19 protein-coding genes are annotated in these 16,429 nt (G+C 62.9%); 6 read left to right on the plus strand and 13 right to left on the minus strand.

All coding sequences use genetic code 11. The features are described from left to right. The 6 genes from WA702_RS03670 to WA702_RS03695 all read right to left on the minus strand — a co-directional run. A partial coding sequence (locus WA702_RS03670) for an inorganic phosphate transporter (protein ID WP_425109169.1) occupies positions 1-220 on the minus strand: 220 nt, incomplete at its 3' end. 8 nt (positions 221-228) lie between these two features. Continuing rightward, entirely contained in the window at positions 229-873 is a 645-nt protein-coding gene (locus WA702_RS03675; protein WP_425109170.1) for a DUF47 domain-containing protein, read from the minus strand. 143 nt (positions 874-1,016) lie between these two features. Continuing rightward, positions 1,017-1,985 carry a branched-chain amino acid ABC transporter permease gene (locus WA702_RS03680; RefSeq protein ID WP_425109171.1) on the minus strand — a complete coding sequence of 323 codons (969 nt, stop codon included), beginning with the start codon at positions 1,983-1,985 and terminating at the stop codon, positions 1,017-1,019. Between the two features lies 1 nt (position 1,986). Beyond that, complete coding sequence (locus WA702_RS03685; protein ID WP_425109172.1) at positions 1,987-2,850, minus strand: branched-chain amino acid ABC transporter permease; 864 nt, start codon at positions 2,848-2,850, stop codon at positions 1,987-1,989. Between the two features lie 89 nt (positions 2,851-2,939). After that, positions 2,940-3,689, minus strand: a complete 750-nt coding sequence (locus tag WA702_RS03690) for an ABC transporter ATP-binding protein (protein ID WP_425109173.1) — start codon at positions 3,687-3,689, stop codon at positions 2,940-2,942. Next, the gene (locus WA702_RS03695; RefSeq protein WP_425109174.1) at positions 3,682-4,437 is read right to left on the minus strand and encodes an ABC transporter ATP-binding protein; all 756 of its coding nucleotides are present in this window, start codon (positions 4,435-4,437) and stop codon (positions 3,682-3,684) included. The genes WA702_RS03690 and WA702_RS03695 overlap by 8 nt, the downstream gene beginning before the upstream one ends. 295 nt (positions 4,438-4,732) lie before the next feature. Between WA702_RS03695 and WA702_RS03700 the strand changes: the two genes are divergently transcribed. Further along, a complete protein-coding gene (locus tag WA702_RS03700) occupies positions 4,733-5,335 on the plus strand; it encodes a hypothetical protein (protein ID WP_425109175.1) in 603 nt (200 codons plus the stop codon). Between the two features lie 22 nt (positions 5,336-5,357). Here the strand turns inward: WA702_RS03700 and WA702_RS03705 are convergent, their stop codons facing one another. Then, entirely contained in the window at positions 5,358-5,708 is a 351-nt protein-coding gene (locus WA702_RS03705) for an ArsC family reductase (protein WP_425109176.1), read from the minus strand. 208 nt (positions 5,709-5,916) lie between these two features. Between WA702_RS03705 and WA702_RS03710 the strand changes: the two genes are divergently transcribed. Further along, positions 5,917-6,117, plus strand: a complete 201-nt coding sequence (locus tag WA702_RS03710) for a hypothetical protein (protein ID WP_425109177.1) — start codon at positions 5,917-5,919, stop codon at positions 6,115-6,117. Between the two features lie 22 nt (positions 6,118-6,139). Here the strand turns inward: WA702_RS03710 and WA702_RS03715 are convergent, their stop codons facing one another. From WA702_RS03715 to WA702_RS03730, 4 genes are all read right to left on the minus strand, one after another. Then, positions 6,140-9,352, minus strand: coding sequence for an SNF2-related protein (locus WA702_RS03715; protein WP_425109178.1), 3,213 nt, complete (start codon positions 9,350-9,352; stop codon positions 6,140-6,142). Positions 9,353-9,572: 220 nt separating this feature from the next. Further along, the gene (locus tag WA702_RS03720) at positions 9,573-10,196 is read right to left on the minus strand and encodes a histidine phosphatase family protein (RefSeq protein ID WP_425109179.1); all 624 of its coding nucleotides are present in this window, start codon (positions 10,194-10,196) and stop codon (positions 9,573-9,575) included. A gap of 119 nt (positions 10,197-10,315) precedes the next feature. After that, complete coding sequence (locus WA702_RS03725) at positions 10,316-11,272, minus strand: oxygenase MpaB family protein (RefSeq protein WP_425109180.1); 957 nt, start codon at positions 11,270-11,272, stop codon at positions 10,316-10,318. Then, positions 11,269-11,973, minus strand: coding sequence for a glutathione S-transferase family protein (locus WA702_RS03730; protein ID WP_425109181.1), 705 nt, complete (start codon positions 11,971-11,973; stop codon positions 11,269-11,271). The genes WA702_RS03725 and WA702_RS03730 overlap by 4 nt, the downstream gene beginning before the upstream one ends. Positions 11,974-12,093: 120 nt before the next feature. Here WA702_RS03730 and WA702_RS03735 point away from each other — a divergent pair, with 120 nt between their 5' ends. Beyond that, on the plus strand, positions 12,094-12,486 hold the full coding sequence (locus WA702_RS03735; protein WP_425109182.1) for a hypothetical protein: 393 nt from the start codon (positions 12,094-12,096) through the stop codon (positions 12,484-12,486). 19 nt (positions 12,487-12,505) lie between these two features. Here WA702_RS03735 and WA702_RS03740 read toward each other — a convergent pair whose 3' ends face one another. Beyond that, a complete protein-coding gene (locus WA702_RS03740) occupies positions 12,506-12,733 on the minus strand; it encodes a hypothetical protein (protein ID WP_425109183.1) in 228 nt (75 codons plus the stop codon). Positions 12,734-12,966: 233 nt separating this feature from the next. On the opposite strand from WA702_RS03740, the gene WA702_RS03745 reads away from it, so the two are divergent. Then, positions 12,967-13,389, plus strand: coding sequence for a GFA family protein (locus WA702_RS03745; protein WP_425109184.1), 423 nt, complete (start codon positions 12,967-12,969; stop codon positions 13,387-13,389). A 789-nt stretch (positions 13,390-14,178) separates the two neighbouring features. Here WA702_RS03745 and WA702_RS03750 read toward each other — a convergent pair. After that, positions 14,179-14,451 carry a hypothetical protein gene (locus WA702_RS03750; protein WP_425109185.1) on the minus strand — a complete coding sequence of 91 codons (273 nt, stop codon included), beginning with the start codon at positions 14,449-14,451 and terminating at the stop codon, positions 14,179-14,181. A 434-nt stretch (positions 14,452-14,885) separates the two neighbouring features. On the opposite strand from WA702_RS03750, the gene WA702_RS03755 reads away from it, so the two are divergent. After that, positions 14,886-15,707, plus strand: coding sequence for a response regulator (locus WA702_RS03755; RefSeq protein ID WP_425109186.1), 822 nt, complete (start codon positions 14,886-14,888; stop codon positions 15,705-15,707). 134 nt (positions 15,708-15,841) lie between these two features. After that, positions 15,842-16,414 carry a hypothetical protein gene (locus WA702_RS03760; protein WP_425109187.1) on the plus strand — a complete coding sequence of 191 codons (573 nt, stop codon included), beginning with the start codon at positions 15,842-15,844 and terminating at the stop codon, positions 16,412-16,414. Positions 16,415-16,429: the final 15 nt, after the last annotated feature.

Here is a 16,429-nt window from a genome sequence, read left to right on the forward strand (position 1 = left end):
TGCCGGTGCCGACGGTCCGCGCCACATGCAGGCCGAATACGCCGAACGCGACGAAATTGAAGAACGCTGCCCAGAACACCGCATATTGCGGCCGCAGCACCCGGGTCGAGACGATGGTCGCGATCGAATTCGCGGCGTCATGCAGCCCGTTCAGGAAGTCGAAGGCGAGCGCGACCGCAATAAGTCCGATCAGCGCCGGCAAGCCGAGATGAGCATCCACGGCGCGGCCTATACCTGCTCGATCATGATCGAGTTGATCTCGTTGGCGACGTCGTCGAAGCGGTCGGCGACCTTCTCCAGATGGTCGTAGATCTCCGCACCGACGATGAAGTCCATGGTGTTGGCGTTGCGGTGCTTGAGGAACAGCTCCTTCAGCCCGATGTCGTGGAGGTCGTCGACCCGGCCTTCCAGCTTGGTCATCTCCTCGGTCATGGCCGTGATCATCGGCACGTTATCGCCGATCGCCTGCAGCAGCGGCAGCGCCCGCCCGACCAGGTTCGAGCACTCGACCAGCAACGTGCCCATCTCGCGCATGGTCGGCTCGAACTCGCGCACCTCGAACAGCACCACGGCCTTGGCCGTCTGCTGCATCTGATCGATGGCGTCATCCATCGCCGTGATCAGGTTCTTGATGTCGCCGCGGTCGAACGGCGTGATGAAGGTGCGGCGGACCGCGGTCAGCACCTCGCGGGTGATGTTGTCGGCCTCGTTCTCGAACTGGCTGACGCGCTGACAGTGCGCCAGCGTGTCGCCACCACCCCTCAGCATATCCTGCAGGGCAAGCGCGCCCTGATTGACCACCTTGTTGTGGCGGGCAAACAGATCGAAAAAGCGCTCCTCCTTGGGAAGGATGGCGCGGAACCATTGCAGCATACGGACAGATCCACGGCAATGAGGACGGCGTTGCGCCGTCCCCGTCATGAAACTGTCATATCCCGGATATGCTCCAGACTGAAGCGGAGAACGCATCATTCACCGCTTTAAAGTCCGCCAAGAGTCCTCTTAACTTCAATACGTTAGAGAGACCGTTTGAAGAAATGGGCGATTTCGCCGACGATGCCGCGGCGGAACAGCAGCACGCAGGCCACGAAGATGGTGCCCTGGATGACCTGAACCCATTGGCCAAAACCGGCGAGATATTGCTGCATGGCGACGATGATGAAGGCGCCGACCACCGGTCCGAACACCGTACCGAGGCCGCCGACCAGGGTCATCAGCACGATCAGCCCCGACATCGCAACTTCGACATCGGTGAGCGATGCATTCTGGGCGACGAACACCTTCAGCGAACCGGCCAAGCCGGCAAGCGTCCCCGACAGGATGAAGGCGAGCAGCTTATACTGGTCGGTCTTGTAGCCGAGCGAGATCGCACGCTGCTCGTTCTCGCGGATCGACTTCAGCACCTCGCCAAACGGCGAGTTGATGGTGCGGAAGATCAGCAGGAAGCCGGCGAGGAATCCCACCAGCACGACGTAATAGAGCACGGTGGGCTTGGACAGGTCGAGGACGCCGAACATCCAGCCCTGGGGAATGCCCTGGATGCCGTCCTCGCCATGGGTGAACGGCGCCTGCAGGTAAATGAAGTAAAGGAGCTGCGACAGCGCCAGCGTGATCATCGCAAAATAGATGCCCTGGCGGCGAATTGAGATGTAACCGGTGACGACCGAAAGGACGAACGATCCGGCGACACCCACCAGAATGCCGAGCATCGGTGGCAGACCCCAGACCTTCAGTGCGTGCGCAGTGCAATAGCCGGCGGTGCCAAGGAACATCGCATGGCCGAACGATAGCAGGCCGCCATAGCCGATCAAAAGGTTGAAGGCGCAGGCAAGCAGCGCGAAGCACAGCGCCTGCATCACGAAGAACGGATACAGGCCGGTGAATGGCACGATCGCCAGTAGCGCTGCCATGATCACGAACACGATCATCTCGTCGCGGATCGCGCGCGGGGAAGCCGGAACGGTGTTTTCGGTAATCGTGGTCATGTCAGGCCGCCCGTCCAGTCAGACCCGTCGGCTTCACCAGCAGCACCAGGACCATCAGAACGAAGACCACGGTGTTGGATGCCTCGGGATAGAAATATTTAGTCAGTCCCTCGATCACGCCGAGCGCAAAGCCGGTGATGATCGAGCCCATGATCGAGCCCATGCCGCCAATCACCACCACCGCGAACACCACGATGATGATGTTCTCCCCCATCAGCGGTCGCACCTGGTTGATCGGCGCCGACAGCACGCCTGCGAGTGCGGCGAGGCCGACGCCGAGCCCGTAGGTCAGCGTGATCATGCGCGGCACGTTGATGCCGAAGGCGCGGACCAGAGTGGGATTCTCAGTCGCCGCGCGCAGGTAGGCGCCAAGCCGGGTGCGCTCGATCAGGAACCATGTGGCGATGCAGACCACCAGCGAGAACACCACGACCCAGCCGCGATAAATGGGCAGGAACATGAAGCCGAGGTTCATGCCGCCGCGAAGCTGGTCCGGGATCGCATAAGGCAGGCCGGACGAGCCGAAAAAGTTCTGGAAGACGCCCTGGAGGATCAGCGCCAGTCCGAAAGTCAGAAGCAGGCCGTAGAGATGATCGAGCCCCGCAATCCATTGCAGCATGGTGCGCTCGAGGACCATGCCGAAGATGCCGACGATGATCGGAGCCAGCAGCAGCGCCCACCAATAGCCGAGGCCAGCAATGTTCAGAAGGAAATAGGCGCAGAACGCGCCGATCATATAGAGCGCGCCATGGGCGAAGTTGATGATGTTGAGCATGCCGAAGATGACGGCAAGCCCGAGGCTGAGCAGCGCGTAGAACGAGCCGTTGATCAGTCCGACCAGTAGCTGTGCGTAGAGGGCTTGCATCTGTGATGTCTCTTGGTGTTTCCGTCCCTGCCTCCGCCGGCAAGAGGCCGAGGGAGGCTTAAGCTATGGCTGCGTATTACGCGACGCGGTCAGACGCCAAGATAACCGTGCAGCTTGTCCATGTTCGCCGGCAATTCGGCGTTGGAAAAGCCGTCGATGACCTTGCCGTGTTCGACGACGTAATAGCGGTCGGCGACCGTCGAGGCGAAGCGGAAGTTCTGCTCGACCAGAAGGATGGTGAACCCCTCCTTCTTCAGCCGCGCGATGGTATGGCCGATCTGCTGGATGATCACAGGCGCGAGACCTTCGGTCGGCTCGTCCAGCATCAGGAAGCTGGCGCCGGTCCGCAGGATGCGCGCGATCGCCAGCATCTGCTGCTCGCCGCCCGAGAGCTTGGTGCCTTGGCTGCTCAGCCGTTCCTTCAGGTTCGGGAACAGCTCGAAGATCTGCTCCAGCGACAACCCGCCGTCGCGGACCACCGGCGGCAGCAACAGATTCTCACGCACGTCGAGGCTCGAGAAGATGCCGCGCTCCTCAGGACACAACGCAACGCCGAGCCGTGCGATCCTGTCCGAGGTCAGCCGGATCAGCTCGCGGTTGTTGAAGCGCACGGAACCGGCGCGCTTGGCCAGCATGCCCATGATCGACTTTAAGGTCGTGGTCTTGCCGGCGCCGTTGCGTCCGAGCAGCGTCACCACCTCACCCGCATTCACGGTGAAGTTCATGCCGTGAAGGATGTGGGATTCGCCGTACCAGGCTTCGAGGTTCTTCACACCGAGGACGGTACCGGCGTCCGACGCGCCCGCCGGGGCTCGCGTTGCCATTGTCACCTCAGGCATGACCGGCTCCCAGATAAGCTTCCTTGACGCGCTCGTCCTTCGACAGCTCGCTGTAGTGTCCCTCTGCGAGCACCTGGCCGCGGGTCAGGACGGTGATGCAGTCGGACAGGTTCGCGACGACGCTGAGATTATGCTCGACCATCAGGATGGTATATTTGGCGGAGATGCGCTTGATCAGCGCGGCGATCTTGTCGATGTCCTCATGGCCCATGCCGGCCATTGGCTCGTCCAGCAGCATCATCTCCGGATCAAGCGCCAGCGTGGTGGCGATCTCCAACGCGCGCTTGCGGCCATAGGGCATCTCAACCGCCGGCGTGTTGGCGAACTCGCTTAAGCCGACGTCGTTCAGTAGTTCGAGCGCGCGGCCATTGAAGCGGTTCAGCACTGATTTGGAGCGCCAGAAATCGAACGACTGGCCGTGCTGGCGCTGCAGCGCGACCCGGACATTCTCCAACGCCGTCAAATGCGGAAACACGGCGGAAATCTGGAACGAGCGGACCAGACCGAGGCGCGCGACATCGGCCGGCGCCGTGGCGGTAATATCCTGCCCCTTGTAGGTAATCTTTCCCGCGGACGGCCGCAGGAACTTGGTCAGAAGATTGAAGCACGTCGTCTTGCCGGCCCCGTTCGGACCGATCAGCGCGTGAATACTGCCACGGCGGACCTTGAGCGAAACGTCGCGTACGGCAAAAAACCCCGCGAATTCTTTGGTCAATCCGTGGGTTTCGAGAATGAACTCATCAGCCAACAGGTATCCCCCCGCCCCGCACGCGCCGGTCTATACCGGTCCGCACCAGGCTCGTTCTTGTGTTTAGCGGTATTCTCCAGAATGCCTGGTTTGTCCCGAGGTCTTTTCCGGGCCGCCGCCTCCGGCGCGGAATATGCCGTCAATCGAGGGAGTTAGGCAAGGTGGAAAGCTGGGCATAACCGCCCGGCCGCCGGACATTCATCTCTCGTTGAAGTCAATTGCAAACTCGCGCGTTCATAGAAAATTGCCCCGCCTCAACTAGCTTGATGGACTCATCGCAACCGGAGCGCCGCCGATGGACTTCGAGAGCGCCACGCCGTCGGTCGTGAAGTCGATCAAGCAGCGGGATCTCCTAAACACCTGGATCAGGCTCCATGTCCGCGAGCAGCGTCTGCCGCGCCTTGCAGACTATGCGCCGGAGCGGCTCGAAGACGAGAAGCTCGATCTCGTCTACTACACGGTCGATACGAGCCTGGCTCCGCCGCGGCTGACCATCCTCAGCGAAAACACCCGCATGGCCGCGGCTTACGGCCGCAGCGGCAAGGGGCAGCTGCTCGAGGATTTTCTCGGTCCCCTCCTCGTGCCCGTGGTGATGCCGGTTTATCAGGAATGCGTGCGCCGGGCGCTGCCGGTGTTCACGATCGCGCATATCGACGACGCCTATGGCCGCATTGTTGCGTTTGAACGGTTGTTGCTGCCGTTCTCGAACGGCAAGGCCGTGACCGACATCGTCGGCTCGCTGAAGACGATCTCCGAGGACGGCAATTTCGAGCTCAGAAACCTGATGCATGGCGGCGGCAACCCGCCGACACCCAAGCTGCGGACCGTGATCGACCGCGAGCTTGTTCATCGCATGCCCGGCCGCGCCATCGCCGACGATGTGATCGAGTTCGAGTGAGGCGCGCTCGCCGTATTCTCGGTTACCGCTTGACCTCCGTGGCGTAGATATCCGGCTTGAAGCCGACCACGCGCCTGCTGCCGAGATCGAGCACCGGACGCTTGATCATCGATGGCTGCGCCAGCATCAGCGCGATCGCCTTGCTCTCGGTGAGGCCTTCCTTGTCGGCATCGGGCAGCTTCTTGAACGTCGTGCCGGCGCGATTGAGCAAGGTCTCCCAGCCGAGTTCGTCGCTCCATTGTTTGAGCCTGGCCTTCTCGATTCCCGCCGTCTTGTAGTCATGAAAATCGTAGGCGACGCCGTGATCGTCGAGCCAACTGCGCGCCTTCTTCATGGTGTCGCAGTTCTTGATTCCGTAGATCGTGATGCTCATGGAACGCGTCCTCAAACTTCTGTGTCTTGCTGTGGAAATCCCGCGGCGCTGCGACACCATGCCTCGCGTCCAACACGCGGATTCACCTGCTTTTGACAGCCGTAATGCGGCATGTTTCAGTTGCCGAGCTTTGCCACGAAACTGTCCGCAGAGCATTACAATTTCTTCGCATCATCAGCGTATCAGGCACTCGCACCAGGAGGCCGCGATGGGCATGATCATGGTTCGTTGTCCGCAGACCGGACAGAGCATCGAGACGGGGATGGAGATGGAAGCCGCGCGCTTCCAGCGCATGCCGGTGTTCTTCTCGCGTGCCTATTGTCCGCATTGCCGGTTTCATCATGAATGGTTCGCAGCCCATGCCTGGGTTGAGGAGACGCGCTCGCGCGAATCGAGCGAGCTGGCGTGACCGATAGCGATCATGGCGGCGATCATGACAGCAGAGCCGCGACATCCTCCTCGGTGAGCGCCTTTCCGATGTTGCCCTCACGGTCGAACAGCGAATCAGCCAGCGCCTGTTTGCGCGCCTTCAGCTCGCCGATCTTCTCCTCGATGGTCCCGGCCGTCACCAGCCGATAGACGAACACCTTCTTGTCCTGGCCGATGCGGTGGGCGCGGTCGACCGCCTGCGCCTCCACGGCCGGATTCCACCAGGGATCGTAAATGATCACTGTGTCGGCCGCAGTCAGGTTCAGGCCGACACCGCCGGCCTTGAGGCTGATCAGGAATACGGCGCTCTTGCCGTTCTGGAACGCCTCGATTGCGCTCTTGCGGTCGCGCGTCTCACCTGTCAGCAGTTCGTAGCCGATCTTCGCGGCCTTGAAGCGCGCTTCGACAAGCGCGAGCATCGACGTGAACTGCGAGAAGATGATGATCTTGCGCCCCTCGCTGAGCAGTTCGTCGACCATCTCCATCAGGCGATCGAGCTTCGCCGAGCCACGCTCGATGCCGTCATCGAGCTTCAAAAGCTGTGGATCGCAGCAGACCTGGCGCAGCCGCAGCAACGCCTCGAGCACGATGATGTGGCTGCGGCCCAGGCCGCGTTGCTCGAGCGCCTTGCGGACCTTCTCCGCCATCGACACCCGGATGGAATCGTAGAGATCGCGTTGTTTGCCATCGATCGACACGGTCTCGACGATCTCGGTCTTGGCCGGCAGCTCGGCGGCCACCTCCTCCTTGGTCCGGCGTAGCAGAAACGGCTTGACACGCCGGGTCAGTGCGGCGGCACGTGCTCGATCGCCCATCTTCTCGATCGGCGTGCGCCAATTGCGCGAAAATGCAGCCTTGTCGCCGAGATATCCGGGATTGACGAAGCTCATGATCGACCAGAGCTCGCCGAGATGATTTTCCATCGGCGTTCCGGTCAGGCAGAAGCGATGGCTGGCTTTGATCGCGCTCAGCCAGCGCGTGGTGGCGGCGTTGGGGTTCTTGATCGTCTGCGCCTCGTCGAGGATCGCCATATGCCAGTCCCGGGCCAGCATCAGCTCATGGTCGCGCGCGATCAGCGGATAGGTGGTGAGCACGACGTCGTGCTCGGCGATCTGCCCCGTCATTTGCTTGCGGCTGGTGCCGTGGAACACCAGCACCTTTAACTCGGGCACGAATTTCCGCGCCTCGTTCGACCAGTTCGTCATCAGGCTGGTCGGCGCCACGATCAGCACCGGCGCCTTCAGCGCGCCGCGGGCCTTTTCCAGCGCCAGGAGGGCCAGCATCTGAACGGTCTTGCCGAGCCCCATGTCGTCTGCCAGCACGCCGCCGAGCCGCGCCTCACGCAGCATGTCGAGCCACGCGACGCCATGCTGCTGATAGGGCCTCAGCGTGGCGGCGAACCCTGCCGGCAGCACCGGCTGCACGTGGCAGCGCTCGCGCACCAAATCGGCCAGCCGGCGTAGCTCGTCAAGGCCGCCGAACGCGAACGCCGCAGTGTCATGGGAGAGCAACGGCACCATATCGGCGCGCGAGAGCTTGATCCTGCCGTACTTATCCTGCGTACCGCCATTGAGCCGCAGCGCCTGCAAGGCCAGCAGCACCGGCAGGAAACGATCGGCCGCAAGCGCCAGATGCCGACCACCGGGCAGTGGCAGATAGATGTGTTTGGCTTTGGCGACCGCCTCAGTCATCTCCTGAAGAACGTCGTCCCGGCTCAGGAGCTGCGTCAGCAGCTTGGCCAGATCGTACGGCTTGCCGTCGACGTCGATCTTGAAGCCAAGCTCGAACCAATCGATTCCCGAGCCTTCGATCTCGGTGTCGACGAGCCCCGACGAGCTGACCAACCGGTATGGAAAGTCATCATCGATGCGGAGCTCGAGCCCCTGCTCGCGCAGCGGGGCGAGGTCCAGATGGATGAACTGCGGCCAGCGGCCTTCGTCCTCGAAGCCCAGATCATGGGCATATTCCGCATCGATGTAGTAGGAGAAGCGGCGCACCGCGACGAAGCCGAGATCGGCAAGGCGCTTGGATGCCTTCCTCTCCTCGGCGCGGTTGCGGCTCACGACATGGATGCGCGCGTCGTGGAAGGCCTCGACTTGCATCAGTTTCTCGGACGCCTGGATTTCGACCGGTCCGTAGCGAAAGCTCAGGCGGGCAAGGCCGAGCGGATCATCGTCGGAATAGCGGTAACCGGAAGAAGGTCCGCGCAACAGCCGCAGGACCGGAACCGGCTTGGTGTCGATCCGCACCGTTTCAGCCGGCGTTGCCGGCAGCAATGCCGCATCGAGCGACGGCAATCGCTGCCGGAGGCGGCGGGCGACCTCGCCGATCAGCGCCGGCGGCACGACCGGTGCGCTGAGCAGGTGAAACGCGGTGCGGGGGGCCAAGCCCGTATCGACTGCGCCGATCACGCCCGCGGTCCCATCCACATAAAGCGGAGGCTCGGCCTTCAATGCCACGGCACCTTCGACCGTCAGGCGCGCGCTCACGCCGCGTGGACCAGCTTGTTCCCACGCGATACGACCGGCCCGTTCCTCGCCCCAGCGCAGCGGCGGCTTGCTGTGGTCGCGCCAATAGGCGCGGCCGGTCTGGACGATGCGCTTCATGAGCTCCGCCGAGCCCACCATGAAAGCCGCCCCCCTGCCCAGAACGACATTGCCGTAGCGGACCAGTTCGCGGCAGATCTCGATGTCGATGTCGCGGTAGAAGGCGGGCGCCTGCTGCGCGTTGACATGGACGTTGGTGACCTGGTGAACCTGCTCGGCAAAACTGCCGTCCTTGAGCAGCCGCACCGACAGCATCGACGCAATCGCATAGGGCGCCTGCTTCCCGTCTTCGTGGACGTCCAGACGATAAAGCAGCCTCTGCCGGACTTCGTCCGGATAGGTGTCGCCGCGGCCGACCTTGCCGACCGCATCCAACCATCCGTCGATCTCGGCTGACAGCACCGGTGCGGGTGGGATCAACGATGGCTGTGCCGCCGGCCGACGCGATCCAAGATCTAACTCGGCCGGCTTCTCTGTCGTCACCTCGAGCAGGGCTGCGGCCACATGCTTGCAGTTGTGGCCCATCGGACAGGAGCATGTCCCGTTGACGTTGACGCCGCCGTCGGTGCGCGGCTTGAGCGCAATCTCGACGTCGTAGGGCCAGTCTTCCGATCCCTGCACCGATGCGCTGAGATGCAGGCCATCTTCTTCAACATCCAAGTCCAGCACATGGCCGTTCCGGTGCAGGGCTTTTGCCTTTTCCAACGCGGCAGCGCTGAAGAAATGCCTGATGTCTTGAAGCTTCAATCGATGGGATAACATGCACGACGACCCGACGTGCGCCGCGGCGCACACACCGGATGCTATCTAGCACAATCCTGGCGCGGCGGAGGCGCCGAGGCGGACCTTGGGACATCTTGATTGTGAAGCAAGGTCTCGTCGATGCGCTTCAGCTATGGCCAGGATCTTTCGGATTGTCCTTCAGCGGCCTGTCCGAATCTCCGGGCATCAGGCACGGATAGAGTTCCGTGAATACGAACTGCGAAGCGCCGGCTGCGCACGCGAAGCGCAGCACGACATCGAAGCGCTTGCCCGACCAATGCGTCGGCAGGTCGCTCTGGTTGCTGACCGGCAGCTTGGGAAGGATATCGCTGATGATCGCCTTGTGCTCCCAGGCCACCAGCGCGACGCCCGATAGTTCGAGCAGCGCGTTGACGAGGCCCTGTTCCTGGCCCTTGCCGAACGAGATGTTGGGCTTGCCGATGCCGAGGCGCTCAGCGAGCGAGAGCACCGTTTCGTAAGGACGGCGGCTCACCTTGTCCTTTGTGCTGCTGGGATCCGCGCTGTTCGGACCGTCAGGGTTCGCAGCATAGACCGTCTGCGGCTCGGCATAATTTGAACCACCGATGCCCGCTCCGAACAGCGCGGTCCAGGCGCCGGCGCGTTGCCAGCCTGCGATCACCAGCGATTCGGGATCCTCCGTTCCCTTATGGGTCAGTCCGGGTCCCAGATCCGGCAGTGTCTTGTCCGGCTTCTCGGCGTGCCTGATGATGTACAGCGTCAGCGCGTTCATGATGCCCTCCCGCACGAGCCTTAGTGGCCCCTCGTCGACCACATCCTTTAGCGCTCGCCTTGATCGGGAATTATGATATCGCTCACAGGTTGCGGGCTTTGATGGCGGTTGAAACGGCTTCAGCCCGACCGCTTGCGGTCGCCCATCTGCGGCTGGCCGATCCAGGCCCGGTTGAGCAGACGCGTGACGATGTCGGGGCCCTGCCCGCTCTGGATGCGCGCGCAGGCTTCCTGATAGGGACCGACTGTGCGCAGCCGATGCGGCAGCACGGAATAACTCCGCCGCAACCAGGCGAGCGCACGTTCTGCCCGACGGCGCTCCGCAGCATCGAACGGCAAGCCGAATGCGATGCGCAGCCGTTCCGTCAGCATCTGCGCCGTCACCGCGCGATACCATTTCGGTACGACGATCCGCGTGGCAGCTCCGGAGAAGATCTGCTGCGCGATGTCGCGGCCCGCAGGGCTCACCGTGAGCACGTCGGATGCGAGCATCCCGGTCACATAGGCATCGAACGAGGCCCGGTCCGGCGGCAAGGCCTCGGAGGGAATCCCGAACAGGCCCGCGAACAGCCGGGCCTCGCTCCAATGGCGCTCACGCTGCGCTTCCGAGAGCGCCGGCAGCAGCATGTCATGCGACCGCATCGCCGTGTCCACCAACGTCGCATGGACCCAGCGCAGCGCTTCGACCTCGTTGGCCAGATAGCGCGAGCCGGCCGCGAATGGACCGATCGCATCGGGCAAAACACCTTCCACCGCCTGGTGGCGGCGATAGAGCCGCCGCGCCACCGCGATCGCCTGCTCGCGCGTGCCGAACACCATGGTGAAGACGATGTTGAAGGTGCGGTGGAAACGCCCAATCGGATCGGCGAACACTTTGGACTGATCGGCAATGCTGGCTGCGACCCAGGGATGCGCGAGCTGTAGCAGCAGCGCGCGCCCGGCGCCGAGGAAGACCGCCGCCTCGCCGTGCACCTGCCACATCACGCTGTCAGGCCCGAACACGCCGTCGCCCGGTGCCGCCGGCGCCATCCGCACCCGGTCGAGGCAGCGCTCGAAATCGGCTTCAGTGACGATCACGGCCGCTTTGGAATCTCCAAGCCCCGCTGCACCGCCGGCCGCGCCAGCCCGCGCTCGAGCCAGGCCGGCACATGCTTGAGCCCGTCGAATGCGACCAGGTCGCGCGCGCCGTAGAAGCCGATCAGGTTGCGCATCCAGCCGAGCATCGCGATGTCGGCGATGGTGTAGTCGTCATCCATGATCCATTGCCGCCCGTCGAGGCGGCCTTCGACCACACTGAGCAGACGCTTGGCCTCCGCGACATAACGCTCCAGCGGCCGCTTGTCGGGAAAATCCTTGCCGGCGAATTTGTGGAAGAAGCCGAGCTGGCCGAACATCGGGCCGATGCCGCCCATCTGGAAATGCACCCATTGCAGCGTGTGCCAGCGCCGCGCCGGATCCTGCGGCAACAGCTTGCTGGTCTTGTCAGCGAGGTAATGCAGGATCGCGCCGGACTCGAACAGGCCGAGCGGGCGGCCGCCCGGACCATCGGGATCGATGATCGCCGGGATCTTGCCGTTCGGATTGAGCGACAGGAATTCCGGCGTCTTCTGGTCGTCCTTGCCGAAGTCGATCGTATGCGGCTCATATGGCAGGCCGATCTCCTCCAGCATGATCGACACCTTGACGCCGTTCGGCGTCGGCAGCGAGTAGAGCTGCAACCGGTCGGGATGCGCGGCGGGCCAGCGCCTGGTGATGGGAAAGCCGGTGAGATCGGGCATGTCGGGTCTCTCGCTCGTTGCTGGAGACAATCTAGAGCCGCCGCACGGCGTGGCAAGAGCGCCCTGCCCGGAACAACGCCCGCGTCTGCGGCTTGTTCGATCGATCCCGCAGGACATGCGATGGCCAGTTCGACGTATCAGCTGATCGTTCAGGCGATGCGACGGCGCAAGCGGTTTCTGTGCATCTATGAGGGATTTGCCCGCGCCGTGTGTCCGATCATTCTCGGCCACAAGAATGGGCAGGAGCGCGTGCTGGCGTATCAATTCGACGGCGGAAGCAGCGGAGGCTTGCCTGCAGGCGGACAATGGAAGTGCCTGGATATCGCCAAGATGAGCCACGTCGAGCTGAGCAGCGGCCCGTGGCACGCAGGCCGGCAGCACGGCGAGGCGCAACATTGCATCGACGATGTCGATATCGACATCAATCCGGAGAGCCCCTACGGACCGAAGCGACGGCTCGCCAAGCCGAACTCGCCCGCACTGCGCAAGCGACCATCTAAGGCGAAGCCCTGACCTTGCCGGTAGGGCTTGCTCATTGCGGCTCGCGCACGCCGAGCCGCAGCAGCGCGGCCCATTTCGACAGGCCAAAGCGCGGCTCAAGCTTTGCCGCGGACTTGGCGGCCAGCGCGGTGAGGCCCTGCTTTGCCAGCACCTTCACGCCGCGCAGGCTGAGATCGACCACGATCTCATGATGGCGCAGGCCCTTGCCGCCCTTCACCAGGCCAAGGTCCCGCACCAGGCAAAAATGCCCGTCGCTCATCCGCGCCCATCGACAGCCCTTGAACATGAATCAAACATGCATCGCCGGAACTTTTCGTCAATCTTGACAGGAACGACTCATGAACCGCTCACGATGACTGAGCGACGGCCGCGCCGACACAGCCCATCGTTCTGAGCACCAAACGTCGCGCCGCCGGGGTGGCCTGCTGCCGCTCTTGACGGACGTTGTTGCAACCTGCTCTTGGACCCCCTCGGGATCACACGAGGATCGACATGTCAGCCTCGAGCGACGTGCGCAAGCTGACCGGCCGCTGCCTATGCGGCGCGGTCAGCTATCAGGTCGCGGACGCCTTCGAATACGCCATGAACTGTCATTGCACCGACTGCCGGCGCGCGACCGGCTCGGCGTTCAAGCCCTTCGCCGGCATCAGGCGCGAGCAGCTCGCAATATCAGACGGCGCCGACACGACCCTGATCTACGGTGACGTCACCGCTGCGCATGACGTTCATTGCGGCCGTTGCGGCTCCCTGCTCTTCTCCGTCGTCCGCGACGGCGCTTATGCCCATGTCACGCTCGGCACCTTGACCGATGCGCCGAGCATCCGGCCCACGATGCACATCTTCGTCGGCTCGAAAGCGCCATGGTACGAGATATCAGACGATCTGCCGCAGCACGCCCGGTTTCCGGAACGTTGATCGGGCGCTCTGGATTTTGCGGAAGCACGTGCGTCCTGATCCTCACCCGTCGTCCCGGGCAAGCGAGCAAAGCGCGCGCGATCTGGGATCCAGCCGCGTGACGTCCGAAACAGGCACATTGCGAGTATCGCATGCAGCAACGCCAGGCAGGAGCGACACCACCTTCGGAACTGGCTTGTCGGGCAAATCAGTTCGCGGGATTTGCGCCATCGCCCCGCTTCCAGTTGCCGGACAGGCAGCTAAAACCTCCTGCGCGGAAAAACAAAGTTTGCGAGCGCACTCAAGGACATCACCGCTTCGTCGCTGTTCGTCAAAAATATTCCTCTTTCGTTTTTACAGAAATTATGATTTGGTAGGCGCGTCCCGGTTCGATTTGAGGGGCGTACGCGTCGTCACGGACGTTGAGCGCGGGACGCGGTGGCCACAAGTGTCTCGCTGGACGAGCGAGCGCGTGTGGACGGCGAAATCGTGTGGTCCTGGCATCCCGGTGCTGATGCCAAGGTCGCGTGCTTTGACGAGCGCGCGGGCGACGGGGGCAAGAGAGCCGGTCCCCGAGGAGAGCGCGTATAAGCCGTAACCCATCGCGCAGGGAAGGCCGGACTATCCGGCTGATCCTGTGGTTCCTGCCCCGTGCATTTTTTACGCACGGGGGCCATGGGTATCAGCAGATACCCGGCCTTCCCTGCGCCCTCTCACTTTCGAGGGCAACACTCTCGCAGAATCCGGGCGCATGCATTCGCCGCGGAGAGGTTGATCCGTGCGTGCATCCGACAAGATGCCCGCCCCGCTTCAATAGAACGTAGCTTGGCTGCGGCGCACGAGCCTGCCAATCAGCTTCAACCAGGGCGACGCGTGGAAGATGCTCATCAGCAGATACATCGGCGGCATTCCTCCGATCGACCATGGACCGTGGGCGGCCGCGCAGAGAATGTCTGCTCCGCTGCCATGGCTGAGACCGCTCACCAGTGCCATCAGTGCGAAGCTCGGCGTCGCCGCCAAGCCGAGCCAGCCGAACGTGGCGTCGTGTCCGCTGCGCGGCATTGCCTCGTCGATTGTCGTCATCGGCTCAGTCCGTCACATCGTCATCGTGCAGGCGGCGCTGTGCCAAGTCGCGGCTTTGCGTATCAGCTCCTTCTCGGCGCCGAGCGGCACGATGCGTGCTGCCAACTATTCCCCGCGTCCCGATCACATGCGCAGCCATCGGCTTCAATCCTTCGTGATGATTGTCGCCGGCAAGACTAGGACGGTCCGAACTACAAGCGGGAGTTACAAGTGTGTCGGGATTGCGAGACGCGCGCCGCGCGTGCTTTGCGCCGAATTGATGCCGCTATTAGATTACAGTTGTAATACTGAACGAATTTTTTCTGCTTCGCCGCGTGGAATCACGCCAGACCGCTATGTCAGTGTGAAACAGATCATATCTGTCTCTCTGAAACGTGTGCTGCAACGCGAAATTGCGTGTCATATAGGGGCGCCGGGGGCGGCGGAGACTTTTCATGCGAGAACGGGCCGATGGCCAGGAGACGACAACCTCGGACAGCCAGCTCAACAAGGACTTTGGAACCCTTGCGCAACCGACCACAGGCAGCAGCGCGGATAAGAAGGTCCCCATTTGCCTCGTCATCGAAGATGACAGCACGATGCGCCATCTCGTCACGAGCTATCTGGAAGATCACGACATCCGTGCGGTTGCGGCATCCAAACGCGACGAGGTTGCGGGGCTGCTGGTGCGCTGCCGGCCGGATCTGGTCGTGCTCGACCTGAGGCTCGGCCAGGATGATGGGCTCGATCTCCTGCGCGAGATCCGCACCAAGTCCGATGTCCCCGTGATCATCACCACGGGTCATCGCCGCGACGAGATCGATCGCGTAGTCGGGCTGGAGCTCGGTGCTGACGACTACATCACCAAGCCGTTCGGCTTGCGCGAGCTGCTGGCCCGGATCCGGGCCGTGCTGCGGCGTCGGGAGGCCGGCCAGACCGTGGCCCAGCGCGAGCTGGAAAAGGGGCGCGTCCGGTTCGGCAATTGGCAGCTCGACCGCCGCAATCGTCTGCTGACGAATTCGGCGGGCGAACCGGTCAGCCTCAGCAAAGGCGAATACGCGCTGCTGATCGCGTTTCTCAACGCGCCGCAACGGCCGCTCTCGCGCGAGCATCTGTTGCAGGCAACGCGCATCCATGAAGACGTCTTCGACCGCAGCATCGACGTTCAGGTGCTGCGCCTGCGCCGCAAGCTCGAGCTGGATCCGAGCACACCGTCGCTGATCCGCACCGAACGCGGCGTCGGGTATGTCTTCACGATGCCGGTCATGCAGGTGTGAGGCCGGCCCCTGATATCAGGCCGATGCAGCAGATATCGCCTCGACCACACCGACGAACCCCGACCGCCGTGCTCGCAGGAGCATCGGCGGCCGGCCGAATTACGCCCGTAACCAGAATCCGGTTTCGGGGAATGTTGCGGAAACATCCGGCACGCAAGGTCGCCCGATCAAGATTTATTCGGGAGTCCCTTATGTCCTGTGCGAAGCCATCGCCCCGCACCAAATCATTTTATATCGTCGACTCAGGCGCAGAGCTTTCGATGCGTCTTGGCAACAACCTTGGCAGCAGCCAAGTGCAGCCGGCGAAGATCATTCCGGCCGTGGTGTTGTGGTTCACGCTGGCGACCCTGGCACAATTTATCAACGACGTCCGGGGCGCCATCGCCGAGCTTGTGGTTGAGGGGCTCTCCTGGCTGCTCTCGGAATTTCTCGCCGGATGCGCCGCTTACGCCGAGGCGATGCATCCGATGCAGCTGGCCGCGGCTCGCCCGGAGAGCCCTGCCGATCAGGCAATGGCTGCACCGGCAGCCATTCGCCCGCGCCTGATCGTCGTGTCGGACAGCAGACGGGACACGCTGGGACATGATCTGCCGAAGCAGGTCGCAGCGACCGGCAGCATCGCGGTGCGTGATCGAATCCTAAAGGAGGCGGAGATGATCCGCTCCGCCGGCGCGCCGGCTGCCCGGCGCAAGAACAGGCCGCGATGATTGATGAGATCATGC

The sequence above is a fragment of the Bradyrhizobium sp. genome, from assembly GCF_049798375.1.
In the GTDB taxonomy this organism is placed as follows: domain Bacteria; phylum Pseudomonadota; class Alphaproteobacteria; order Rhizobiales; family Xanthobacteraceae; genus Bradyrhizobium.